Origin of the sequence: Pontibacillus yanchengensis Y32, from assembly GCF_000770635.1 — a bacterium.
In the GTDB taxonomy this organism is placed as follows: Bacteria; Bacillota; Bacilli; order Bacillales; family BH030062; genus Pontibacillus; species Pontibacillus yanchengensis.
The window spans coordinates 33,191-57,485 of record NZ_AVBF01000002.1 but is presented as its reverse complement, the minus strand read 5'-3'; the positions used below and the strand labels follow the sequence as shown (position 1 = coordinate 57,485).

General features: G+C 40.0%; 20 protein-coding genes. 9 read left to right on the top strand and 11 right to left on the bottom strand.

Translation table 11 applies throughout. From position 1 onward, the window contains the following. Positions 1–26 precede the first annotated feature (26 nt). A complete protein-coding gene (locus N782_RS21725; protein ID WP_202595657.1) occupies positions 27–200 on the bottom strand; it encodes a hypothetical protein in 174 nt (57 codons plus the stop codon). Positions 201–398: 198 nt separating this feature from the next. Here N782_RS21725 and N782_RS01280 point away from each other — a divergent pair, with 198 nt between their 5' ends. From N782_RS01280 to N782_RS01265, 4 genes are all read left to right on the top strand, one after another. Further along, entirely contained in the window at positions 399–833 is a 435-nt protein-coding gene (locus N782_RS01280; RefSeq protein ID WP_036815457.1) for a MarR family winged helix-turn-helix transcriptional regulator, read from the top strand. Between the two features lie 17 nt (positions 834–850). After that, positions 851–1,486, top strand: a complete 636-nt coding sequence (locus tag N782_RS01275; protein WP_036815456.1) for a nitroreductase family protein — start codon at positions 851–853, stop codon at positions 1,484–1,486. A 23-nt stretch (positions 1,487–1,509) separates the two neighbouring features. Next, on the top strand, positions 1,510–1,806 hold the full coding sequence (locus N782_RS01270) for a putative quinol monooxygenase (protein ID WP_036815455.1): 297 nt from the start codon (positions 1,510–1,512) through the stop codon (positions 1,804–1,806). Positions 1,807–2,035: 229 nt separating this feature from the next. Continuing rightward, positions 2,036–2,986, top strand: a complete 951-nt coding sequence (locus tag N782_RS01265; protein ID WP_036815454.1) for a calcium/sodium antiporter — start codon at positions 2,036–2,038, stop codon at positions 2,984–2,986. Between the two features lie 1,062 nt (positions 2,987–4,048). Here the strand turns inward: N782_RS01265 and N782_RS01260 are convergent. Then, positions 4,049–6,466 carry a sensor domain-containing protein gene (locus N782_RS01260; protein WP_052111091.1) on the bottom strand — a complete coding sequence of 806 codons (2,418 nt, stop codon included), beginning with the start codon at positions 6,464–6,466 and terminating at the stop codon, positions 4,049–4,051. Positions 6,467–6,918: 452 nt separating this feature from the next. Next, positions 6,919–7,614: an iron-sulfur cluster repair di-iron protein gene (gene ric, locus N782_RS01255; RefSeq protein ID WP_036815453.1), complete on the bottom strand. Its 696-nt coding sequence runs from the start codon at positions 7,612–7,614 to the stop codon at positions 6,919–6,921. 535 nt (positions 7,615–8,149) lie between these two features. Between ric and N782_RS01250 the strand changes: the two genes are divergently transcribed. Both N782_RS01250 and N782_RS01245 read left to right on the top strand, forming a co-directional pair. Beyond that, positions 8,150–8,410 carry a hypothetical protein gene (locus tag N782_RS01250; protein ID WP_036815452.1) on the top strand — a complete coding sequence of 87 codons (261 nt, stop codon included), beginning with the start codon at positions 8,150–8,152 and terminating at the stop codon, positions 8,408–8,410. Further along, positions 8,411–8,686, top strand: a complete 276-nt coding sequence (locus tag N782_RS01245; protein WP_036815451.1) for a hypothetical protein — start codon at positions 8,411–8,413, stop codon at positions 8,684–8,686. 354 nt (positions 8,687–9,040) lie between these two features. On the opposite strand, the gene N782_RS01240 is transcribed toward N782_RS01245, so the two are convergent. Next, complete coding sequence (locus N782_RS01240; protein WP_036815450.1) at positions 9,041–9,817, bottom strand: hypothetical protein; 777 nt, start codon at positions 9,815–9,817, stop codon at positions 9,041–9,043. Positions 9,818–9,975: 158 nt separating this feature from the next. After that, on the bottom strand, positions 9,976–11,091 hold the full coding sequence (locus N782_RS01235) for a TIGR04053 family radical SAM/SPASM domain-containing protein (protein WP_036815449.1): 1,116 nt from the start codon (positions 11,089–11,091) through the stop codon (positions 9,976–9,978). Positions 11,092–11,222: 131 nt separating this feature from the next. On the opposite strand from N782_RS01235, the gene N782_RS01230 reads away from it, so the two are divergent. Beyond that, positions 11,223–11,939: a YwiC-like family protein gene (locus tag N782_RS01230; protein WP_036815448.1), complete on the top strand. Its 717-nt coding sequence runs from the start codon at positions 11,223–11,225 to the stop codon at positions 11,937–11,939. Between the two features lie 300 nt (positions 11,940–12,239). Here the strand turns inward: N782_RS01230 and N782_RS01225 are convergent, their stop codons facing one another. Beyond that, positions 12,240–13,691, bottom strand: a complete 1,452-nt coding sequence (locus N782_RS01225) for an MDR family MFS transporter (RefSeq protein WP_036815447.1) — start codon at positions 13,689–13,691, stop codon at positions 12,240–12,242. A 422-nt stretch (positions 13,692–14,113) separates the two neighbouring features. Next, positions 14,114–15,589: an NAD(P)H-binding protein gene (locus N782_RS01220; RefSeq protein WP_237582287.1), complete on the bottom strand. Its 1,476-nt coding sequence runs from the start codon at positions 15,587–15,589 to the stop codon at positions 14,114–14,116. A 167-nt stretch (positions 15,590–15,756) separates the two neighbouring features. On the opposite strand from N782_RS01220, the gene N782_RS01215 reads away from it, so the two are divergent. Beyond that, the gene (locus tag N782_RS01215) at positions 15,757–16,560 is read left to right on the top strand and encodes an alpha/beta fold hydrolase (RefSeq protein ID WP_036815446.1); all 804 of its coding nucleotides are present in this window, start codon (positions 15,757–15,759) and stop codon (positions 16,558–16,560) included. A gap of 65 nt (positions 16,561–16,625) precedes the next feature. Here N782_RS01215 and N782_RS01210 read toward each other — a convergent pair whose 3' ends face one another. Further along, on the bottom strand, positions 16,626–18,182 hold the full coding sequence (locus N782_RS01210) for a PTS transporter subunit EIIC (RefSeq protein ID WP_036815445.1): 1,557 nt from the start codon (positions 18,180–18,182) through the stop codon (positions 16,626–16,628). A gap of 78 nt (positions 18,183–18,260) precedes the next feature. Next, complete coding sequence (locus N782_RS01205; protein ID WP_036815444.1) at positions 18,261–19,613, bottom strand: 6-phospho-alpha-glucosidase; 1,353 nt, start codon at positions 19,611–19,613, stop codon at positions 18,261–18,263. 158 nt (positions 19,614–19,771) lie between these two features. Here N782_RS01205 and N782_RS01200 point away from each other — a divergent pair, with 158 nt between their 5' ends. Beyond that, a complete protein-coding gene (locus N782_RS01200; RefSeq protein WP_036815443.1) occupies positions 19,772–20,482 on the top strand; it encodes a GntR family transcriptional regulator in 711 nt (236 codons plus the stop codon). A gap of 216 nt (positions 20,483–20,698) precedes the next feature. Here the strand turns inward: N782_RS01200 and N782_RS01195 are convergent, their stop codons facing one another. Further along, on the bottom strand, positions 20,699–22,660 hold the full coding sequence (locus N782_RS01195; RefSeq protein ID WP_036815442.1) for a hypothetical protein: 1,962 nt from the start codon (positions 22,658–22,660) through the stop codon (positions 20,699–20,701). A 32-nt stretch (positions 22,661–22,692) separates the two neighbouring features. Continuing rightward, complete coding sequence (locus N782_RS01190) at positions 22,693–23,961, bottom strand: ATP-grasp domain-containing protein (RefSeq protein WP_052111090.1); 1,269 nt, start codon at positions 23,959–23,961, stop codon at positions 22,693–22,695. Positions 23,962–24,295 lie beyond the last annotated feature (334 nt).

Here is a 24,295-nt window from a genome sequence, read left to right as displayed (position 1 = left end):
TATAAAAAAGAAATCCTGTTACATGTCTACTTATTTTGCTCCGGCTGTTGAGATTTACGAGCTTTTTTGGCTTTTTCCTTGTGTGCCTCATTAGCAGCTGCACTTCCGAATTCTTCCCCAAATTCTGTATCTGCTTTCTTCGGATCAAATCCTTTTTTATGTTTTTGCTCTGCGTCATGTTTCTTTGTTTTCTTTGCCATGAGAATCCCTCCTTGTTATGTGTTTTATTATGAGGCGTGGTGAGGGATTTTATTCTGATTGAACAGTTTGGAATAACGCTATCTTTAGTGGTTTCTGTCCATTTCAAGTTCAATTATTTGATTTCGTAAACCCACATGTATTAAAGTAATTGATGGGTCAATAATTGATGCATCAATTATTTGGGGAGGAGGGAATTTATGACGAATTCCTATCAAGAAGAACAGAAAATTATTCTTCAACTGAATGAGATTTATAAGCAGATGAGCCCTAAATTTGAGCGCTGTACAGGGATTAGTCAGTCGCGTTTAGAGCTTTTGCATAAATTAATGGAAGTAGATGAAATCAACCAGACTGCATTAAAGCAACAGGTTCATATAGATGGTGCTGCTGTGACGAGACACTTAAAACAACTAGAGGAAAAAGAAATTGTCACACGCCGTAAAAGCTCTGAAGATAACCGCATCACCTTCGTTCGTTTAACAGAAGAAGGGCGGAAGAAGATAGAATCGTATTGCAAGGAAAAACAAGATTTTATCGCAAAAGTCTTTGCCGGTTTTTCAGATGAAGAACGTGAGAACTTAACAACATTACTGACTAAAGTTCAGAACAATATAAATCAAATAGAAGACTAAATAAAGGGGAACTCAACATGACACAAGCAACAGTAAACGATTTTAATCACATCATCACAGGTCGTCGTTCGATTCGAAACTATGATCCATCCGTAAAAATAAGCAGAGAAGAGATGACGGAAATTTTGAGAGAGGCAACGCTTGCTCCCTCTTCCGTAAATCTACAACCTTGGCGCTTTGTAGTTATTGATAGTGAGGAAGGGAAAGAGACCCTAAAACCACTAGCAATGTTTAACCAAACCCAAGTAGATACATCTTCTGCCATGGTGGCAGTTTTTGTTGATATGAACAGTACTGCATATTTGGAAACAATTTATAACCAAGCAGTTGAGGAAGGGAAAATGCCTGCTGAGGTTAGAGATCGTCAAGTTCCTGCCATTCAAGGATTGATTGAACAACTAACGGAAGAGCAGTATCGTGAAATGAATGTCATCGACGCTGGTTTGGTGTCTATGCAATTTATGCTAGCAGCACGTGCACATGGTTATGATACCAATCCAATCGGTGGTTTCGAGAAGGACAAAATCGCTGAAGCTCTCGATCTAGATAAAGATCGTTACAAACCAGTTATGTTATTATCCATTGGAAAAGCAGCGGAAGATGGGTATAAATCTGTCCGCTTACCAGTAGATACAATCACAGACTGGAAATAAACCTTTAGAAAAGAGGGATGGCAATGATCATCACGCATGCACATTTTCAAATCGATCCTACGAAAGAACAGGAATTCTTAGAAGAAATTCGTCCCCTAATGGAGCAATCAAGAGCAGAAGACGGGAACATTTCGTATGACCTTTTGAAAGATACTGAAAAGGAAAATACCTACACGATGGTCGAGGTTTGGAAAGACATGGAGGCTGTAGAGGTTCATGGTAATAGTAATCATTTTACAGCCTTTTTAGAAAAAGCACCCCAGTTTCTAACTGCTCCGTTACAAATCGAATCGTATGAGGGGAATAAAATAGAGCGTTAAAGGGAAGAGGCACTTAACATGATGTTAGGTGCCTCTTATCTATTTAACGTGCAATCGTTTTAAGATAAACGTTTACATATCCCGTGCTAGATAATTGTCCATGCCTTTTCAATTTGTAATAATTGAAAAAGAAAAAGAATAGATTTGAAAGAATAATTGTGCTTAACGTATGGAGTGCGTTAAGTAATCTTGGGTTTTAGTATAAAATTTATTAGAGAGAGGTTCCAAAATGGGTTATATTCTTTTGATTGTGGGATTTGTACTTCTAATAAAAGGCGCAGATTTATTTGTCGATGGATCGTCCAATATTGCACGCTCCTTTCAAGTTTCTCCTTTGTTAATAGGGTTGACGATCGTCGCATTAGGTACAAGTTCTCCTGAAGCAACCGTAAGTATCATTGCGGCATTAGAAGAGAATGCAGGAGTCGCTCTTGGGAATGTTGTGGGCAGCAATATTTTAAATATTACGTTAGTAGCAGGAGTGGCTGCTATCATTTATCCCTTGAAAGTAGAAAGTGAAACAATTAGAAAAGAAATACCTTTTACCTTGTTAGCAAGCTTTGCTTTGCTGATTTTAATTAGTGATGTGTTTCTTCAAACCGTTTCCGAAAACCTTCTTACAAGAGGCGACGGCTTTATCATTATGTTATTTTTTGCAATCTTCTTATACTATATCTTTGAAGTAGCAAGGAACAGCAGAGATAAAGTGAAATCGGAGACGAAGGTTAAAAGTACATGGGGAAAAAATGTTCTCTATACAATAGGTGGACTAGTTGGAATCATTTTTGGGGGAGAGTTAGTTGTGAAAAATGCCACTAACATAGCGTCCTCCTTTGGCATGAGTGATACGTTAATTGGCCTAACCGTTGTAGCAATTGGTACGTCGTTGCCAGAATTAATTACATCTATTACTGCCGCATTAAAGAAAGAAAGTGAAATAGCTCTAGGGAATATAGTGGGCAGTAACATCTTTAATATTTTATTTGTACTAGGCATTACTGCAGTTATTCACCCACTTACAGTTAATAGTAAGATTATCGTTGATATTATCATTATGATCATATTAACCGGTACACTACTTATCTTTTCAAGAACGAATTATAAGATTGGCAAGTTTGAAGGGGCTTTTCTAGTAGTTGTATATATAATTTATATGATTTTTATCATTTTGAGGAATTAAATCAATAGTAGGATTAATCATCGAAATCAAGTCCTCTGCTTCAACTTAATAATAAGGCTTTTTGGTGCTGAGTTGTTGATTCGGTGGGAATTCACTCGCTTTCCGCGGACAATCGGTGAAGCCTCCTCGTTCGGCTTTGCCTCTCTGCGGGGTCTTCACTCGATCGTTTCCGCAGGAGTCTCGCAAATTCCCGCCGAATCAACGCCAAGTCTTGGAGTCCTATCAAGGAAGGTATTTGCCTTTTATTTGGATTAAGGGGAATGTTTCAACAATATTGACTCATATATTCAAGGTGGTAAAACATGTTTGGATCCATCTGATGTCCAGGGGTCTAAGATGATAAACAGATTGACCATCCTGTTACATCATTATACTAACTCAACCTAGCACTAACTACGATGGATCCGTTATCCCCTATACCGATGGGCGGAGGGAAATGGTGAGACTCCTGCGGAAGAAGGGACAGTGCGAGACCCCACAGAGAGGCGTAGCCGAACGAGGAGGCTCGCATGTTCCTCCGCGGAAAGCGAACCATTTCACCGCAGCCCCTTCCTCACAAACGTAACGGATCCAGCTTCACTAGTTATGCAAGGTTATGGTGCTTATATGAAAGAACATAAAACTATTTCATTATTATATCAACAACAAACTTTAACAAAGCCAATAATAAAAAAGCCCGCAAATATATAGTTTATAAAACTCTATATTGTGCGGTCTTTTTTTGAATTGCTGGTGCTTACTCTTTTAGCTCCAGCTAATACTTAAGAGGGAGCCCCGAGCTTTTATTCTCGTCTAGGAAATTATAAAATTCAATGCTTGTGTATAACTGAAAAAGTGAAGTAGCCACGTCCAGCTCCAGCGCCCAGCGACTAGCAAACTTCCTGCACCTCCTTACGATAAGTCAACATCGAATCGCTATCGCTCTTCGTGTTTCCTTTATCTCATACGGATTCAAGGGAAGTTCGATTAAAATCGCTACGTCACGTAGCAACATCGAACCAACCCACGTCGTGTGGGCAGCAGTTTGTACGTCGCTAACCGGGCGCTTGCGCTTTTGTTCTTTTACATACTCATCAACTGAGCATTCCAATGCGCTAAAAGAGACCCAGCCGGAACGGGTTTACTAAAGTAAAAGCCTTGTACTTCTTCACATTGTAATGTTGAGAGAAGGGCTACTTGTTCTTGTGTTTCGACGCCTTCTGCTGTAACTGTAATATCTAAATTTTTGGCAACGGTTAGAATCGATTGAACGATAGCTAGGTGGTCTTGATTGTCTGGTAAATATTGAATGAAGGAACGGTCTATTTTAATACGGTCTAATGGGAACATAGATAGATAGCTTAGGGAAGTGTACCCTGTTCCAAAGTCATCCATCGAGATTTGAATTCCATATTGTTTTAGCACCTTGATTTTCTCTATCGTAGATTCTGTATTTTCAATGGCTAGTGATTCCGTGATTTCTAAATCTAACTTTGCAGGAGACATATCCGTTTCCTCTACTATTTGGATGATTGTATCCGTGAAATTAGGGTGAAGAAATTGTTTAGGTGATATGTTGATGGATAGATGAAAATTAATATAAGAATGTTGTTCCCAAGCCTTATATTGATGGCATGCTTCTCTTAATACCCAATTGCCAATTTGTATAATAAGATCACTTTCTTCAGCGAGAGGGATGAATTCCCCTGGGCTAATCATGCCTTTTTCAGGATGTTCCCAGCGAACAAGTGCTTCCACTCCTACAATGTGATTGTGAGCCAATCCATACTTTGGTTGAAAATGAAGCAGCAATTCGTCCTCTTCGACTGCCTTTTTTAAGTCCTCGAACAGAATAATCTTGGAAACATTCTTTTCTTCAAAGGATGGGGAATATTCCATAAAGCTATTTCGTCCACTTCTTTTTACTTCATACATAGCCATATCTGCATGTCGAATAAGTGTATTAAAATCTTTTCCATCTTCAGGATAATAGGAGACTCCAATACTTAAGGAAATATCCTTATAGTATTCTCCTAATATGAAAATCTCCTTCATACTATCTTGAATGGCTGTGATCTCCTTAGTCACGTCTTCGCTACTTTCAATAGAAGGGAGGCAGATAAGGAATTCATCTCCCCCTAATCTCGCAAGTAATCCATGTTCCCCAATCGCTTCTTGCATTCTTTTGGCTACCAATTGTAAAAGTTGATCTCCATACGTGTGGCCAAGGTGGTCATTGACATCTTTAAATAGATCAACATCGATAACAATGGTGGCTAATTGCTCCCCAACGTTTTCGATGAGGTTTTCCATCTCATTTTTCATGCCTCTGCGATTTAATAGTCCTGTTAGTTCGTCATGATAAGCTAAGTATGCAATTTGTTCCTGGGCTTGTTTTTCTGCTGTGATATCTTGTGCGATACCATACACACCTGTTATCTCGTTATCTACTTTTATAGTAAACGCAGTAATATTTAGGTTAGCAGTATCCCCCTCTTTGGTTAGGATGGAGGCTTCAAAATTGGCTGTATTCCCTTGTTTTACCTTTTCATATTCTTCTAATACATTAGTGATTTCTTCTGGTACTATAAGATTATCCATTTTAAGATTTAACAATTCATTTAAGCTATAGCCAGTTAGCGGAACTGCAGAAGGGTTAAACGCTGTGAAATTCCCTTTTAAATCTAAAGTGAAGATAGCTTCAGGGTTATAGTCGAAAAGAGAGCGATAATGTTGCTCCTGTACCTTAAGTTCCGTATGCTTTTCCTTTAATTTCTCTTGCTGGTGTATAAATTGATTTTCAATATATGTGATAGTTATTAAAAATAAAAGTAATACACTAGTTGCTTCCACTGCATTCATAAAGAAACTATTATGTAGGAATAACCCATTTATAAAGCAATAGGTGACCGAACAAATGGCAATGCTAATCATAGTAAACAACGAGATGTTCTTTAACCATGATACCTTGCGGCCAAGCAATGCTTCGTCCATCTGTATATGCTCAAAGATTCTGATGGTTGTATAAATAGTCCCGATTAATAGAAGTAGAGAGTAAGAGATATTGTCTTTTTCCAGACTGATAGCATCGGCATAAGTGTCTGTTATGAAGTATGTGAATAACAGTATGAAGAAACTCACGGTAACACTTAACACTAAATGGATATGTACGTTTCGCTGTTGGAGATGGTCTGCATTTATTTTTTTCTTACCTAAGAAGCTCATGGCTAAAAACGTTATAAGAAATAGAGCTAATGAATAGAGGCAGTGGAGTAGGAATGGAAGCGTAGTCCCTAATGATACGTCAATTACTCCTTGAGAGATTAGAGCCATCGTAGGAATGATGGTAATCGTGATGCCGCATAAACCAGCTAGAATGAAGGAAAGGGTGAATTCGTTGAATTTTTCTTTCCATTTGCTTCGAGTTACAAGCATTATAAGATGTATGAGACTAACGGTCATAATGGATCCAAGTAGTAAATAAACAAGTTGGTTTCCCATGCTTTGTTCTCTCCCTTATGTCCTAAGAGGGTGATAGTACTTAAGGACTATTATCCCATAAGGTGGAAAACATTGCGAATAGTTTACAAAAATAATATGTAAGGATTATGTAACGAAAAAGAAGACTGTCACCTGGAAAATACGACAGTCTTCTTCTATGTTTATACTTTATGATGGAGTACGACATGATAGTCTAAGCCTTTGGTTGAGCCAAATTCATTTCACTAGAGAAGCTTTTTTAAGAGTGAAAAATGTTTACTAGTACATATCTGAATGCATTTCTCGAAGCTCAATCCAATCCTCAATGTGGCAAAATAGACACATAAGAGATGATTAAGTCGGTGGGGTTAACGTGTCTTCGAGCTATTACGTTATGACTAGATTCAATCTCCAGTAAATTTCCTACCACTCTTTAATATAACGGAGAAGAGATCTTACGAAGTTCTTTCTCTTTATACACGGGCGAAAAGAATATTATTCTCTAGATGAATATGCTCATGCAAGTCCGTTTCTAAGGCTTCAAGTCGCTGGTAAACAAGCCGATACGTGCCACATGCTCCTTGAGGAGGGGTGTAATCATTGGTAGCCTCACGTAGTTTTCTCAATAGATTTCCAGCTGTATAATGTTCATTTTCTAATTCCTGTACTATCTCATTGACCTTCATACGAGTTTCTTCTGTTGGATGCTGCTCATGTTCTAGTAATAAAGGGAAGTCCTGTGTTTCTTCCTTAATCGTATGTTGTTCAAGCTCTGTCTTTAAGCGATGAAATAGATTATGAACAGTAGTTAGGTGCGGGTTAGAAGTGCCGTGAACTCGCAATACTTTTGTTACATATGGACTTAGCTGTGGCAATTCTTCATTTAAGTATCGATGATGTTTGGCAATAATATGATCAATCAATTCCTGAGAGGAAGCATTGGCCCAATCAATTTCTGCATCCTGTAATGCTTTTGATTCACTGTAAAGGGTGTTCAAGTCCGTTAACACTTGTTCTGGAGATAATTTTCTTTCTTCAATAGCCTCAATGAGGGGGCGATTTCCTCCACAACAAAAATCAATTCGATACGATTTAAACAAATCACCAGCTTTAGGGAATTTCGTTACAATATCACCTACGATGGACTCTTTCGTGAACGTTTGTTGCATCCTAATCCCTCCATTTAAAAAGAATAAGTAACTCTATATACAGAATATCAAGGTGGAGGTACTTTAAATGTGATGTATGTCACACTATTGAGCTTGTTTTATGACAACTTTGTGTAGTTGGTTACTTTTTTAGATGTGAAGAAATCATCGAACATTTTTAGTGGAGAGCCCATACGCTTTGTCACTAGATCAGTTGTAGTTGGCATTTAATCTATGTAGGTTTTGGCAGTATGAAAATTAGAACAGTGGAATAAATAAACGCCATTTAAATGTATGAAGAATAGTATGTATTCAATTAACTCGAATTCAATTCTTCATGTTTAGGCCATAATATGGAAGACTTGATTTCGAGATGATGGTGAAAATTTGTTTGAGATTGCTTCTTTTCAAGTGTATGTTCTGTTAATGGATTAACTGTTATCGTGTGATATAATATAAATAAGAATAACGATGAATTAGCTGGTGAAAATAAAATAATTGAATGTTCAAATGAAAATATAAGGTATTGAAACCATTAGATTAAGGAGGCGATTTTATGAAAAAAGTAGATGCTCAAGCGGCAAAGGTATTGGAAGAAATTGTTCAAGATAAAGATCAGTCCTTTGAACTAAATGGACAAAAATATAAAATAGTGGCGATTGATAATAAAGATGATTCAGAAACAACTGTAGCTGAAGATGTTGAAAAAGACCAGGAGCTAAAACGAATATTACTGCAGGCTAAAAAGGATATAAAAGAAGGTAATTCCTGTACTTCAGAAGAAATGAGAGAACTGATACGGAGCGGGCAAGTATAAATGAGGTTTGTTTGGCTGTGGACTACAAAGGAAGCATTTGAGAATATTAAGAGTGAGCACTTTTCTTATAATGAAACCATTAAATACAAGTTAACCTTATTAGAACGTATTGAGAAGAAAATTAGAACAGTTGGAACTAGTACGAGAGCAGATAAACCTGAATGGAAAGGAAGTTATAAAGTACTTGTAGATCAATTTATTATCTACTACTCCTTTTCTGATGATAAACAAACTTGTTATATAGAATATTTTAAGCACTCTCGTCAACATTATTAAGCTATCCTTCATGAATTAAATGCCATATACACCGGTACCAATAAAAACCATGGTCCCCTCTTAGAGAGAGACCATGGTTTTGTATCTCGTATAGGAAATGATAAAATTCAATGCTTGTGTATAACTAAAAAAGTGAAGTGGCCACGTCCAGCTCCAGCGCCTACCCCCTCGGGATCTTAAGCAAATCCTCTCTGTGACAAATTCGCCACGACGAGGCTCTACTTAATCCTGTCGTGGGTGAGTAAGGCGCCCCGAGCTTTAGCTACGCAAGGGTAAGTTCGATTAAAATCGCTACGTCACGTGTGGGCCGCAGCATATACCTCGCTAGCAGGGCGCCCTGAGCTTTGTTCTTTATTAGGACAGGTTTTCTTGATCCACTTTCGTGACTATCCAATTGTCACCGTCATGTTTCAAGGTGAATATCACTCGGATATGACCTTCTAATTGATTGTCTTTTTCCTGTGTCACAATATAGGTTGCATCGCCTTTAGACTCAACAGAAATAGGCTTGTCCTGATTGATGGCAAGGCGTGCTTGCATTCCAAGTATGGTGAATTCGCCATCTCGTTTATCAAAGCGGCTATCAACAAAGCTCTGTGCGAGTTCTTTGTCCATGAATTTCATGAGATAATTAACCGGTTCCTGCTTGGTTTCGTAATTGTTATCAGGGTTATCGTCTTCCGTTACGTTAACGACATGTGCATAAGCTTCTTTATACTCAATCAGTTTCTGCTTGGCTTCTGATTTGGTTAGCTTAGGGGCGCGTTGCTCGTCAGAACTGCTTGAGGATTCTCCCTCAGAAGTGGATGACTCATCTGAATTGCTTGAAGATTGCCCCTCGGAATTGCCATTGGAACTGGATTTCTCTTTGCTTGAGTCACTTTGTTCTTTATCCTGATTAGAACTTCCTTCAGAGGAGTTTGATGAGGAAGCGTTGTCTTCCGAGTTAGATTCCTCTGTAGAAGATTCCTGTTCCTTATTGTTTGAGCTAGATTCCTCGGATTCCTCGGTATTGCTCTCTTCTGTTTGAGTTGAGGATTCTTGGTTTTCTTGGGCTTCATCACTGCTCGAGTTTGCGCAGCCTCCGATAACGAACAAACCAGCAAGCAGGGTCATGAGTAATTTTTTCATCCAAAACACTCCTTTCTCCATCTTCGGTACCACAAAAAATGAAAGAAAAACAAGCTTCCATTTTAATTGGAAATCCACGTGATTAGACGGATAAGTGGGGAGGTGGGTTTCATTCTTTCTCTATTTGAGGAGAAGAATTTTCGCCCTGAGCTATGTTCTTACCCCTTGGCTTTTCGCATGCTTTTCGGAATATACACACAAGCTGGTTCACTTTCTAAAAAGTCCCCCGTAAGCGCATAGGCTCTTGATCTGGAGCCTCCACATACATAACGGAATTCGCATACGCCACATTTGCCTTTGTACTCATCTGGGTTTCGTAAACTTTTGAAGATAGGGGAGTGGCGATAGATATCAGCTAGGGACTCTGTGCGAACGTTGCCTGCTTTAAGGGGCAATAGACCACTCGGATAAACATCCCCAATATGTGAAATAAATACAAATCCATTTCCGTCATTTACACCTCGTGGCGCACGTCCAAGCCCGTCAAATTGGCCTGTCTTCCCGGCATGCAAAGCATCTTTATATTGAATTTCGGTTTGTTTATCTTTATTTTTTCTCATCTTATCCATAATGACTACTCGGCGGTAATGTTGAGCGGCGGTTGTTTTAATATCGAATGATACCTTTCCTTGTAAGTCGTTTAGCCATCGGAAGACTTTTTCGTGTTCAGCCGGTGAGATCATATCGCTGTCTTTCCCTCTTCCAGTTGGGACAAGGAAGAACACACTCCAAAGCACACACCCTAATGTCTCTATCAAGTCTGCCATTTTGTCTAAAACATCCACATTATAGCGGGAGATGACAGTGTTGATCTGTAACGGCAAGGATAATTCATGTATATACTCAATTGCGTTCATCGTTAGGTCGAATGATCCAGAAGTACCTCTGAAATGGTCGTGTATGTCTGCAGTTGGACCATCCAAACTAAAAGCCCATCTTGCAAGTCCGACATCCTTCGCTTTTTTAATTGCTTCTTTGGTTACATTTGGCGTCGCACTTGGTGTCATAGATACTCGAACACCCTTTTGAACAGCATAAGAGGCAATATCATAGACATCAGGTCTCATAAGAGGATCACCGCCAGTGAACACAAGCATAGGGTTGTCCATTTCATAAATGGAATCGATTAATTGTTTTCCTTCTTCAAAGTTCAATTCAAGTGGGTGGCGGGTGTACTGAGCTTCTGCTCGACAGTGCAGACAATGTAGCTCACACGCTCTCGTTAGTTCCCATATCACAATAAAGGGATTTTTGTTAAAGTCTCGATCGATCATATATATACCCCCTAATTCTAGTTACTTCTATCATAAAAATAGAAAGAACGTATGTATGTGAAATTTATCACATTAAATCTATTTTTTGTTCATTATAATGAAGGTAATTAGATAGAAAGGAAGGGATTGCAATGAAACCATTACTGCCTAAGCAACATGGAGCATGGGCGATGCTACTTGTACCATTCTTATTAGGAATAACCTCAAGCACATTTACTAGTACCCATATCCCCTTGTTCCTAGGATGGTTATTCCTCTATTTATCAACGTATCCTTTGTTAATGTTAGTGAAGGGGAAAAAGAAAAAGCAGTACTATAAATGGTCAGGTATATATGTCGGCTTCACTATACTTTTTCTCGCTATTGTTATGTTGTCTGAGTGGAAGATGCTCTATTTTGGACTTATGATGCTTCCTTTATTTTTCGTTAATTTGTATTTTGCAAAAAAGAAGAGAGAGCGGGCATTTCTCAATGATGTAACAGCTATCATCGTGTTTTGTATAGGAGGATTGGCAAGTTATTACCTTGGAGCTGGTAGCTTAGATAAGCAGGGGTGGATGATTGCTCTACTATGCTTTCTATTTTTTCTAGGTAGCACATTCTTTGTTAAGACGATGATAAGAGAAAAGAAAAATGTAGCGTTTCGTTGGTATTCTTGGAGTTACCATACATTGCTTCTCGTACTTGTCGTTTTGTTTACGCAATCATTGCTATTCATGATTGCATTTATTCCAAGTGTGATACGAGCGTTTGTTCTTTATGGTAAAAAGCTTACTATTATGCAGTTAGGGATTGGAGAAATTGTGAATGCAGTGTGCTTTTTGGTTACGATCATTATCTTGGTATAGGGTGGAGGATAAAAGAAGGATAAACTATAGAAAAAAGCGAATAGATCAGAGCGACTCGTTCACTTTTTGGAATCAGCTAATAACGAACGCAAGAATGGACAGGGTATTGGGCGGTCGCTCCTATTTTTCAAAAGTCGCTCCTATATCTGAAATCTCGCTCCTATATTTTGAATGTTACTCCTGATTTTCGATTGTCGCTCAGAATGCAGGAAAAGTCGCTACAGAGCACATGACTTTAACAAAAAAAGGAGGGGAATCAAATTCCCCTCCTTGTACTTCCTATATTTTAGCTAATTGCAGTTAAGCGTTTTGTGTTTGTTGGTTTGAATGTTGCTGTGAACTTGATTCTGTTTCTTGTTGTTCCACAGGGCCATCTTGCTTTTTCACAAAGAAGGATAGGATCATCCCTAAGAAGGAAAGAACCGTAATGACCATGAAGGCAACGTTGACGCCATGTATTTCAGGGTTGGCGATAGATGGTTGCTGCTGAGCACTCTCTGCTGTTTTCGTCATCACCGTTACGAGAATAGCTGTACCTACAGATGCCGAAACCTGACGCATTGTATTATTCATAGCTGCACCATGTGGGATGAGTTTGTCTGGTAGCTGATTCAATCCAGCTGTAGTAGATGGCATCATCACCATAGATAGACCAAACATTCGTATCGCATAAAATACGGTTAGCATCGTTAATGTCGTCGCTGTATCTAAGAAGGAAAGAAAGAACGTGGCGACAGTGATGATGGCTAATCCAACCATAGTCAACAGCCTCGCTCCAATTCTATCAAAGATACGCCCTGTAATAGGGGACATTAATCCAGAGATAACCGCCCCTGGTAACAGAACAAGTCCAGATTCTAGAGCTGAATAATCACGCATGTTTTGCATATACAGTGGGATAAGTGTCTCAGAACCTATTAACCCAATAAATCCAATCATTCCAATCATCGTTGCAATGGTGAAAATAGGATATTTAAACACTCTAAATTCAAGCATAGGATGATGGAGTCGCAACTGACGTAAAATAAATACAAGTAATGTTACAGCTCCAAGTGCTAGGAAAATGACGGTTCTTGAGCTGTCCCATCCATAATTCCCGGCACTTGTGAAGCCGTACAACAGACCTCCAAAGCCTATAGAAGATAGAATAATAGAAATAGGATCCACTTTTGGTTTGGTAAGTTCTGTGACATTTTTTAATGCGTAATTAGCAACTCCAATAATGATAAAGGCGATTGGTAGAATAAATACGAACAACACTCTCCATGAATAATGCTCGGTAATATAACCTGATAATGCCGGGCCAATTGCTGGAGCAAATGAAATAACAAGTCCAATATACCCCATAGCTGCACCGCGTTTATTGTAAGGGAAAATCATGAGAAACACGGTTTGCATTAGTGGGAGCATGACACCTGCACCACTTGATTGAATAACCCTTGCCATAATTAACACAGGATAGTTTGGGGCAATCGCACCAATTAACGTACCAAAAGCAAAGACACCCATTGCGGTCATAAATAATTGCCTGGTAGTAAAACGTTCAATTAAAAAAGCACTAATAGGAATCATAATCCCATTCACGAGCATGAAAATCGTTGTTAACCATTGAGCCGTATTCGCTGTGATGTTCATTTCTTCCATAATTGGTGGAATTGCTGTAATCATAAGCGTTTGGTTCAATACGGCGATAAACGATCCGGCAAGAAGCAAAGCAGCAATTAAGACTTTATTGTAATTTTGATCTGCCATCGAGCATCCTCCTAACCTATAAAAATACCATAAACGATAAGTTCTATTTAAAAGCATCATTAAATTCTTCTAAGCACCAATTATCAAATTATACTCCTTGTTTAACATGTAGACAACAATATTGCTCTATTATTTTGGGTTAGAATTTACAATAATGTTTCCGTAAGCCTTAGGTTATTAGAATAACTGGTGAGGCTGGATTCGTTGCTTTAGTAGGGAGGGGGCTGCGGTGAAATGGTTCGCTTTCCGCGGAGGAACATGCGAGGAGGCTTCACCGATTGTCCGCGGAAAGCGAGTGAATTCCCACCGAATCAACCACTCAACACTAAAACACTCCTTATTCTAGATTATGTATCCCTATACTTGATCAAACGTTTGATCAAAAAAGGAACCCTCTCTAGCAGAAGGGTTCCTTTTACAACTCATATACTCATAGCCTCGCTGGATAGGGGGTTAATGGTTCGTAAGTGTTTCTTAAATTGATGCATCACCCATAAGTGAGCCTTTGCCTGGGTGTACTTGTAGATGAACCATGGTAAGGATGGCATGTAATCGTGTATGGCAACGATGCATTCTTGCTGATTAGGGATTTGTCTAAACTCTAGCCTACCTCGCTCATTTTTCTTCGTATCTTCGAACACGCCTCCTGTAATGTAAAACAGGGCTCGATCTTCCGTGCTACGCTCTGGTGCGTACGTGAATTCCAAGACAGGCTGCTGTGTGATAGGGAACATGATTTGGTATTGGCTCTGATTCTTTTCTTTCACCTGTAAAAAAGGATGGACCATTCGAGACAACCATTCAATATAGTAGAGAGCTACCCAGTCAGCCTTTTTTCCTTCAGGCAAAGGAATTCGCTGCACAGAGCGTACATCATGTTGAATAGAAGGTGGTTGTAGTTTCATAGATGGCAATGTTTTCTGTTGGCCTTGTTTTTCCTCTTCTTGTAGAGAGTGTCTGGCAGCTTCTTTGAATGGGATTTTTCCATAACTGATTTCCTCAGACATATTCTCAGGATGAGCTGTCATTGGATGAACAAGGCTTTCAATCAATGGATAGACCATTTCTTTTGGTGTATTCGTCGTTAAACTTACCCATAATCGGGACAAGTTGACGGTTAAAAAAGGGACATCAATCATACGTCGTTCTTTTCCCATTGCTTGAGCTGTTTGTCGCATCATTTCTTTGTAGGTCATCGTTTGTGGTCCGCCAACATCAATCGCTTTTCCTGACAAGTTAGCGTTACCGATGCTGTGATCTAATGCATATAAAACATCTGGTAGTGCAATGGGGTGCGTCTTTTTCCTTGTCCATTTAGGCAACAGCATCACAGGTAGTCGCTTCACGAGCTTGGCTAAAATAGGGAAGGATGACCCTTTTGGACCGACGATAAGACCGGCTCGGATAGTGGTTACAGGTGTTCCGTATGCTCTTAGAATATTTTCTACCTCAAGACGGCTCCGTAAGTGACGGGAAAGTCGTCTCGATTTTGGGATAATGCCGCTTAAGTACACAATTTGTTTCAGACCTTGCTTGTTTGCTGCTTGAGCAAAATTGTCAGCTAATATCACGTCCATATCCTCAAACGAGCCTTGTGTAAGCTTGGCAGAAGGGAGCATGGAATGGACAAGATAGACCGCAAAATCTGCGCCTTCCAGTGCTTGTTCAGCATCAGCTAATGAATATAAGTCACACGCACGCCACGTAATATGCTCTGTGTCTTGTTTGTTCTCTATGTTTCTGGAAAGGGCTATGACATCAGCATGCTTGGTCAATTTTTGTAATAGATTATTCCCGATGTATCCACTTGCACCAGTTAAGGCGACAACAGGTCTTCTTCTGGTTGATGGGTTTTGATTCATCGTAACACTCCAGTACATCTTAAGTCTTTGTACCATTCGTTTTACCCCTTATATGTGTGTGCTTAACGTTATAACTCTCTTGCCAACAAGGTGTTGTAACATCTTATCCTACTATGGACGAGGTGGTAGGCATAAACTAAAACAACGACCACTATATAAGAAATTAGATAAAGGATACGAAAAACGGTAAGGAGGGAAAAGGGATGGCTTATGTTGAGGTGGATGATGGTGTTGAATTGTATTATAAAGCAGAAGGGGAAGGGAAGCCTGTTATTTTCATTCATGGTGTGTGGATGAGTAGTCGTTTCTTCCATAAACAAATGGCTTATTTTAAAGAGGGATACCGTGCCATAACATTAGATTTGCGCGGGCATGGTAACTCCTCTAAAGTACAATCCGGACACACTGTAGCTCAATATGCTCAAGATGTGAAAGTGTTCATGGAGAAGCTGGAGTTACAAGATGTAACGCTGATTGGTTGGTCGATGGGAGCGTTTGTGATTTGGGAATACCTGCACCAATTTGGAGAAGACAATATTAAAGCATCTGTCATAGTGGATGAGCTGGCTTCTGATTTTAAGTGGGATGATTTTGACATTGGTGCATTTGACCTTGCTACGCTTACAAGTATGATGAGAGATATTCAAACAGACCAATCGCAGCTACTGGAAGGATTCCTACCTTTAATGTTCAAAGAGGACCTCTCTAAAGAAGAGTTGAGGTGGATGCTAAGAGAAACCATGAAAGTACCAGCCTCTATTGCTAGTGCTATTTTATTCGATCAATCGATTATTGATTGTCGCCCCTATTTTTCCTCGATTACGTTACCTACATTACTTTGCTTTGGAAGAGCGGAGAAGCTCATACCTGTCGCAGCCGGCGAGCATCTGCACAAAGAAATTCCGTATTCCCGCTTAGAAGTTTTTGAAGATAGCTGTCATTGTCCATTTTTGGAGGAGCCGGAGCGGTTTAATATGGTGGTTGATCGGTATTTGCAATCGTTATAGGAAAAGATAGGTACAACAATAATCATGCCTAATTTCGTCTTTTCGAAATTAGGCATGAACTGGGTCTAAGAAGCATTGGTTTCTTCTATTACTCTATTCATTTCATTTTTATATAAGTCAGAACGACCTCCAAAGATTGCTTGGATGTTGTGGTCAACTTTTACAACTCCTGATGCACCAAGCTCCTTCAATTTATCCTCATCGATCTTATCTAATTCAGAAACTTCTACTCTTAACCGTGTAAAGCACGCGTCTACATGTTTAAGGTTTTGTTGGCCTCCAAGGGCATTCATGATTGCTACGGCTGTTTCTTTGGATTGGCCGCTTTTCTTTCCTTTTTTCTGTTCGTTGTAATCCTGACGGGTAAATAGCTTGTTATCCTGTCCACCACGTCCAGGTGTGGCAAGGTCCCATTTCTTTATGGCAAAAGAGAAAGAGAAATAATAGATAACAAAGAATACGGCACCGGCTACAATATTGACCCACCAGTTATTCGTTCCAGGAATGGCGTTAACAAGAATGTAGTCAATTAATCCTGAACCACCTGCCCAGCCAAGGTGTACATCTAGCATGTACATAACAGCAAAGGAAACTCCGGCTAGAAGAGAGTGGAACAAAAATAGGAATGGGGCAACAAATAAGAACGTAAATTCAATTGGTTCTGTGATTCCAGTTAGGAACGCTGTACCTGCAGCTGCTACTAGCATGCCTTTTACAACTGGACGGTTTTTCAAATCTGCTTGACGGTACATAGCAAGGGCAGCACCAACAAGTCCGAACATAATTACAGGGAATTTACCAGCCATGTAACGTCCTGCGGTTACTTTCACACCTTCTGAAACCTGAGCAAGGAAAATATATTGGTCACCAGAAACTTGTTCACCAGCTACTTCAGCTGTTCCACCAAGAGGTGTCCATAAAAATGGAGCATACCAAATATGGTGTAACCCTGTAGGGATTAATGCACGTTCTAGAAAACCATACAATCCGATGTAAAGTGGGTTAGTAGCTCCGTTTGATATAACATTGGCTACGGCATTAATGCCTGTTTGGATGGGAGGCCAAACGACCATCATTGCCATAGCAAGAAAGATGGAAGAGAAGACCATTGCTATTCCAACAGATCGATCTCCTGCAAAGAAACCCAGAACTTCTGGAGGATCAAATTCATGGAACTTGTTATAAATCCATACGGCTAATAAACCAACGACAATTCCACCGAGCACGCCTGTTTCAAGCGTGGGTATGCCAAGCGCCAAACCGTATTCACCGTTATTCGAAGCCATTTCAGGTGTAATGCTGAGGGTGAAGGAAATGGTTTTGTTCATAATAATGTAACCGAGCAATGCTGCAAGAGCAGCGATACCAGAGCCCCCGGTAAGCCCAATAGCAACACCTATAGCAAAAATGACTGCCAAGTTGTTAAAGATACTAATACCAATATCAGACATGCCTTTACCAATAAACTGAACGACGTCATTTTGTAGGAAGGTGAGTGTATCAACCAGTGGTCCTGTGAGAGCAGCACCGAAACCTAGTAATATACCCGCAGCTGGAAGCAAGGCCACAGGTACCATCAGTGACTTTCCGAACTTTTGTAGGCTTCCAAAATACTTCTTCATGTATTATCCCCCTTTATAGTAACCGCTTTCTTTTATGGGTAGAAAAGAACCGGAAACCTGTTCCGGTTCTGAGCTAGTCTATGAAGTTACTGCATGCTGCTTGTTTGCATGGAGAGTTGGCCAATAGTCTTTATTCGCATCGATAAGGTCATCGAGTATTTTCCGTGCTTTTGGAACATCCACGACAGTACGGTTTAACGTTAGTGCTTGTAGGGCTTTCTCATAGCTATTTTGTTCGTATGCATCTACGACGAGCTTTTCATAAGCAAGTTGGTTTTCGATTAACCCTTTATAAAAAGTAGAAATATTACCAACAGAGAAAGGCTTAGGTCCGCGGTTCGTGATCATGGCTGGCACTTCTACCATGACATCGTCCTGAAGGTTGGCAATCGTTCCGTTGTTCTCCACCATTACGATAAAGATATCTCCGTTGTTATAAGCCATCGAAGCTGCTACTCGAACCATATATCGACCATGGATATCGACTTCTAATTCTACATTTTCGGTCGATCCGTCTTTGATGATTTGATCGGCTAATGTGTGTACTCTTTTTTCTCTACCATTGATTACTTGGCGAGCTCGAGTGTTGGCTGGGTCTTCTTTTTCTACCATTTGAGATGGATATAAGTAATACTGTAAGTACGTATTAGGTAGGTATTCAGGGAAGTCCGTCACCATCTGTTCAACTTGCTTAAAGGTTTTGATCCAGTTCGGGTCATTCGCAATTTCTGCGTCTTCAGGAATGAAGCCATCTTCTGTAATAGCTCGTTTTAATGTGTTTGTATGATCCACTCCTTGTTTATCATAAATTTTAGTGAACCAGCCAAAGTGATTTAATCCGAAGTATTCTGGTACGAGATCAAAGACTTCCTTTCCTAGAATGCTTGCATAGCTAACCATGATGGCAGCAGGCATATCGCAAATGTTGAGGAGTTTGTTGTCTTCTGGGAATTCACGGCGTAACGCTTCTGCTACAATCGCAGCTGGATTTGTATAGTTTAAGATCCACGCATCAGGTGAAAAGGAGCGAACATCGTTAACGAGCTGAATCATGTCGCCGATGGAGCGTAGGCCGTAAGCCATTCCACCAGGACCGCACGTTTCTTGGCCAACCGCATCGTAGCGGAGAGGAATTTGTTCATCCTTTTCTCTCATAGCAAGACCGCCTGTGCGAATTTGAATGAACACGAAATCTGCGTTTGAGAAAGCTTCTTGTTTATCGGTCGTATAGTGAAAACTCTCTAGTTCTGGGTAGCGCTCTTTAAGAATGATTTCGGAGGCTTTTGCTACCTGTTCTTGTCGGTCTGCATCGGTGTCATAAAAAGTGATGGATTTAAGCGGGAACTGTTCTTTTTCTGCAATTAAGCTCATGATCATGCCAATGGTGTACGTGCTACCTGCACCAACCACTACTAGGTTTTGTCTTTTCATTGTGTGAACCTCCCAAAATTTCAAATAGGTATTATATTTGTATCTTCATTTATTTAATACAAATATAATACCTTTATATGAAAGCGTCAACATATAAAGTCGAGTTTTTGTTTGGAATTCGTTATAATAGGCTTATAGAACTAACAGGAGGACTACATATGGCAGATCCCTTATATAGAAAGATTGCGACCCAAATTAAGAATGAAATTAAAGAAGGAAATTGGAAAGAAGGGGAGTCGATTCCGACAGAGGCGCATTTGTCTGAGCAATATACAGCATCGCGTGTTACCATCCGTCAGGCCATCAAAACGTTAGTAGAACAAGGGCTGCTGGAACGAATCCAAGGAAGTGGTACGTATGTAAAGGAACATAAAGTAGAGCACAATATATTTGAACTTGTAGGGTTTACCGAGGAAATGAAAAAGTTGAATAAGGAACCAGTTAATAAGGTTCTCGATTTTCAATTAATGACTCCTACTGAACATGTTCGAAGTATGCTTCATATTGGTGAAGAGGAAAAAGTGTTCTATATAAGAAGACTGAGAATCGTCGAAGATATTCCATACGTACTAGAAATCACCTATGTTCCAGTAAGTATGTTTCCCAATTTATCTTATAGCACCATGCAAGGTTCGAAATATGACTATATCGAAAGGGAAGTAGGGATGAAAATTAAAGAAAGTTATCAAGAAGTTATCCCCATTTTACCTGAACAGGAAATTGCTGAGGCGTTAACGGTGGATGAATCAATGCCTTTATTAAAAATACAGTCGTATAGTGTACTGGATGACGGTACGATTTTCGAATATACGGAGAGCTATTTTAAGAGTGATGAGTACCGGTTTAAGCTAAAAGCGAGCAGACCTTAAAGGAAATAGATGAAAAGCCAGGACCTGATTGATAGGTCCTGGCTTTTTTGGAATGAAGAGTTATCTTTCTAACCGGGCGCCCCGAGCTTTTGTCGTAGTCCAGCTGCGGCTCCTAGCTCCTAGCGTCATAAGCAATCTTTTCTCCAGAGGCTAAACGCCTCTTACGAAAATCTTGCTTATGCGTATGGAGCTAACCGGGCGCTTGCGCTTTTGCTTCTAAATCCAAGTATAATCCTTGCCCCAGCTCTCTTTTGCGAGGTTCTGGGTTTTTTGGACAAGTTGAGCATCAACTGCGTATGCTTCGCCTTGTTCGTATGGGTTGTAGTGAAATGCATAGATTCTGGAAGTGAATTCGTGGAACAGGAGGGAGCTTTCGCCTTCTTGCTCACCGTTTCCAGTCACACTTGGCTCAATGTTTTGTCCCCAGTTTTGGGAACCATCGTTGTTAGGATTATAAAAGTAAATACGATATTCTCCGCTTGGGTCTGTATCAATACGAATAATAGATACTGCATGGAAACCTAGTAGCTTTCCATGAACATTCGTAATGAAGATGCCAACAGGATTTGGATAAATCATTTCATAATCATCGTTGTATTCAGGATGATGGGTTGCGTAAAAAAGACGGACGAATCCAGGGTAATCGTGAATGTATCCTGTTATAGGATCGATGACAGTGCTGAATCCTTTTTGAACCCAGTTGCCATAGAAGGCAGGATTGACCCAACGGTGCCCATCTTCTCCGCGTAAAGCCACTCTTGCCATCATCTCACTATAGATCCGGTCAAGGTGTGGTACTAACACAAGCGATACAGGATCAAGCTCCGTATGCAAGTCAGGAGCAAGTCCTCCACTAAGGTTTTTAGAATGAATTGATGCTCCTTCAAAGGTGAAGTCAATGTCTCCGTCACGAGCAGCTCTAGGAATGATTTCTAGTAAAAATCCAGGAGCATGTTGAGCCCATAGACTAATTCCTCTGGCTGCCTGGCATGTAGGATTGAACCCTTGACCCACACCAAGTGGTTGGCCTAGAACGCTTATCGTACCAGCTACAAGAATGCTATTCGCCGTTAGTCCTTCTCCATTTTGAGAAGATTGATAGAGCGCACTGCGCACGTCTGCACGAATATCGAGCTCAATTAATCTACGAAGACCTGGAGCGACAGGTGAAGAGGAAAGAACTCCACGCTCAAGCATCAAGGCTAATCCGTAGATAGACTGACGCGTTGCTGGGAAAATGGCAGCCTTAATAAGCTGCATGACCAGTTCGTTATTTTCTTCTAAATTCGCAATCCCCTTACTGTTTAGTTGTAAGGCGTAAGGTAGAATGCCAGGCATGCGCTTTGTTAAAAAGCGAACCAATGTAGCATGATGAGGAGCTACTAATCCAGTTTCGCGCATGGATTTAGCCAAAGCCACACTTTCAGAAATCAGTTCTCCACGAGAAAGGTCTTTTAAGCGTAAGCGGTATGCATTTACATCTGTGTATTGCTCGCTTAATGGAGAAGGACCTTCTATAGCTGCAATGAATCCTCTTAACTCGTTTTTATGCTCTTCATCTAAATCTGTATCTAACATGCCTTTTGCCATTTTAATCATTGATACGACACGTTTAATCATAATAGGACGTTGCGCTGTTAGACGCTCAATCTCATATATAAGCGTTTTTGTTAGTTCATTTGTAGATAAGTAGCTTGCTAGAAACTGGAACAGCTCACTCGCTTTTTCGTCATTTTCGTGTTTTTCGATACGATCGCTTTCAGACGAATTAGGAAACAATAGATTTAGGTTAAGGGCCATGACTTCATTTAAGAAATCTTCTGCCATCTGAGCGGGTACGTTCGGATTTTGATAGATTTCCTTAGCGATTGCAAGCATACGTAGCTCGCTTAGGACCTCAATAATCATAGGTAGCCCTTTGGCTTTTAAAGATCCTGCCACGAGTGGAGCTTGCAATTTTTCTGCATCCTCCCACGGTCCATCCTGAAATACACCAGCACTTTCAAATCGGTGAGCATACTGGAATAAATGTTCAAAGCCCTCTTCCATTTCAATTAAACGATTTGCCTCTTGATACACATCTGTTTGGTATCTAGCTTTGGCAAATGGTGGTGCTTGATCTAACGTTTCTAACGCTTTTTCGAATCGTTCAACAACAATAATAGTAGGCTGAGCCATATCACCTCTCCTTTCCAAAGAGCCTGTGCTACTTAACGGTAGAAATTGTACTGTTCATAGAGCTTCAATAGGTCAGTCATCTCATCACTATCTTTTCCAAACATAAAAATCGTTCCGTAATGATTTCCAAAACCAACACGTTCCGCCACTTTGCCTTGAGGCGGTGTGAACATATCATGCTTTTCAAAGTATGGGTGCTGCTCTAGTTCTTCAGGAATGTTAAGATCCTCTACATAATCAATCTCAGGGTGAACCATCAAACAACCAGCATACCCTTTGAAATCATCGGCACTTGGGAAGAATTCGTTTATCTCTTCCTGTGTTGTATTCGGGTCACTACATAAAATTTGCGCTTCATAGGCACTAAAGCCATATGCTCGCTCTATCAAATCAAAAATGTGTCCACCTGGTACACGAGCTGCTACCTCACCGAAGTGAAGCGTACCGTCTGGCATGATGAAGTACTCAGGGTGAATCACTCCATATTCGATTTCAAAAGCATCTACCAATTGTTGAACCGCTTTTTCAATTAATGGTCGTTTTTCTTGTAAGGAAGGAGAAGCTGGTACAAAATTGGAATACCCTAAGCGAATATATTCTGTTATGTTTAAGAATTGCACTTTACCTTTATGGACAAAAGCTTCACAGGAAAACTCCTGACCATCTAGATGGCTTTCCATTAACAATGGAAAATCTACATCTTCTAATTGATCAATATCATCTACTGTATCAATTGCCAGGTGACCTACTGATCCTGCTTTATCAAGAGGTTTAACATGGATTGGGTCAAAATGGTCCCCATCTAATTTAAGTAAGGCTTGATTCACACGTTCTAGAAATCGTTTTACATCATCTTTTGTTCTGGCTTCTTCAAAAACGCCAACCTTGATGCCTGCAATTTGTGCTTTACGCTTCATCATACCTTTATCACGCAGTAACCAGGAGCGGTTAAATATGCGTGGGTCTTGACGGAAGCGAGCATTTAGCGCACCTGCCCATTCCACACATTCTTCATATAACGGAACCGCTAGTTCTACACCTAACGCTTCTAATTGTTTATATAGATTATCAGAGCTTTCATTGAGTTTACTGAAATCCCACCCAACAAATTGTAAATCATGCTTCTTGGCATAGCTTTCAAAATCAGGAGGACCAACAACGACGAAAGGTCGATTCATGCGGGAAGCAGCTTCAATCGCCTCTAAACTCCATCCAATTAACGCAGTTAAGTATGGCTTTGTTTTGTCTTTCGTTTTAGCTTCTTCCACTGAGGTATTACGTTCTAGCTGATCTAATTCCATTTACTCCCTCTCCTTTTTATAAATTGTTATGGGGTGTAAAACAGTAAAACGTTATGAAGCAAATGCGGATGTAACTCCGAATAGCATCTCATCTTTAAACGTAACAGAACTTCATAAAAACTGTAAGCTTTTGTTGTGGGTTTCGACAGTATATGTCAAAACTAGTGAACATTCTACGAAATCTTTATCTGAAACTATCTGTTTGAAAAGTGAAAGCTTTGCGAACCCCCTGTCAAATCAGTTACGATAAATCAGATAAAGATTATATGGTGCCAGACCCCCAATGCGGTGATGCGTTATCGCTGAGAAGTGGTGGGGGTCTGGCACCATAAAA

Bases quoted from the DNA above. Each gene is read 5' to 3' on its own strand.
- N782_RS21725 (WP_202595657.1), bottom strand. From the start codon at position 200: ATGGCAAAGAAAACAAAGAAACATGACGCAGAGCAAAAACATAAAAAA.
- N782_RS01280 (WP_036815457.1), top strand. From the start codon at position 399: ATGACGAATTCCTATCAAGAAGAACAGAAAATTATTCTTCAACTGAAT.
- N782_RS01275 (WP_036815456.1), top strand. From the start codon at position 851: ATGACACAAGCAACAGTAAACGATTTTAATCACATCATCACAGGTCGT.
- N782_RS01270 (WP_036815455.1), top strand. From the start codon at position 1,510: ATGATCATCACGCATGCACATTTTCAAATCGATCCTACGAAAGAACAG.
- N782_RS01265 (WP_036815454.1), top strand. From the start codon at position 2,036: ATGGGTTATATTCTTTTGATTGTGGGATTTGTACTTCTAATAAAAGGC.
- N782_RS01260 (WP_052111091.1), bottom strand. From the start codon at position 6,466: ATGGGAAACCAACTTGTTTATTTACTACTTGGATCCATTATGACCGTT.
- ric (WP_036815453.1), bottom strand. From the start codon at position 7,614: ATGCAACAAACGTTCACGAAAGAGTCCATCGTAGGTGATATTGTAACG.
- N782_RS01250 (WP_036815452.1), top strand. From the start codon at position 8,150: ATGAAAAAAGTAGATGCTCAAGCGGCAAAGGTATTGGAAGAAATTGTT.
- N782_RS01245 (WP_036815451.1), top strand. From the start codon at position 8,411: ATGAGGTTTGTTTGGCTGTGGACTACAAAGGAAGCATTTGAGAATATT.
- N782_RS01240 (WP_036815450.1), bottom strand. From the start codon at position 9,817: ATGAAAAAATTACTCATGACCCTGCTTGCTGGTTTGTTCGTTATCGGA.
- N782_RS01235 (WP_036815449.1), bottom strand. From the start codon at position 11,091: ATGATCGATCGAGACTTTAACAAAAATCCCTTTATTGTGATATGGGAA.
- N782_RS01230 (WP_036815448.1), top strand. From the start codon at position 11,223: ATGAAACCATTACTGCCTAAGCAACATGGAGCATGGGCGATGCTACTT.
- N782_RS01225 (WP_036815447.1), bottom strand. From the start codon at position 13,691: ATGGCAGATCAAAATTACAATAAAGTCTTAATTGCTGCTTTGCTTCTT.
- N782_RS01220 (WP_237582287.1), bottom strand. From the start codon at position 15,589: ATGGTACAAAGACTTAAGATGTACTGGAGTGTTACGATGAATCAAAAC.
- N782_RS01215 (WP_036815446.1), top strand. From the start codon at position 15,757: ATGGCTTATGTTGAGGTGGATGATGGTGTTGAATTGTATTATAAAGCA.
- N782_RS01210 (WP_036815445.1), bottom strand. From the start codon at position 18,182: ATGAAGAAGTATTTTGGAAGCCTACAAAAGTTCGGAAAGTCACTGATG.
- N782_RS01205 (WP_036815444.1), bottom strand. From the start codon at position 19,613: ATGAAAAGACAAAACCTAGTAGTGGTTGGTGCAGGTAGCACGTACACC.
- N782_RS01200 (WP_036815443.1), top strand. From the start codon at position 19,772: ATGGCAGATCCCTTATATAGAAAGATTGCGACCCAAATTAAGAATGAA.
- N782_RS01195 (WP_036815442.1), bottom strand. From the start codon at position 22,660: ATGGCTCAGCCTACTATTATTGTTGTTGAACGATTCGAAAAAGCGTTA.
- N782_RS01190 (WP_052111090.1), bottom strand. From the start codon at position 23,961: ATGGAATTAGATCAGCTAGAACGTAATACCTCAGTGGAAGAAGCTAAA.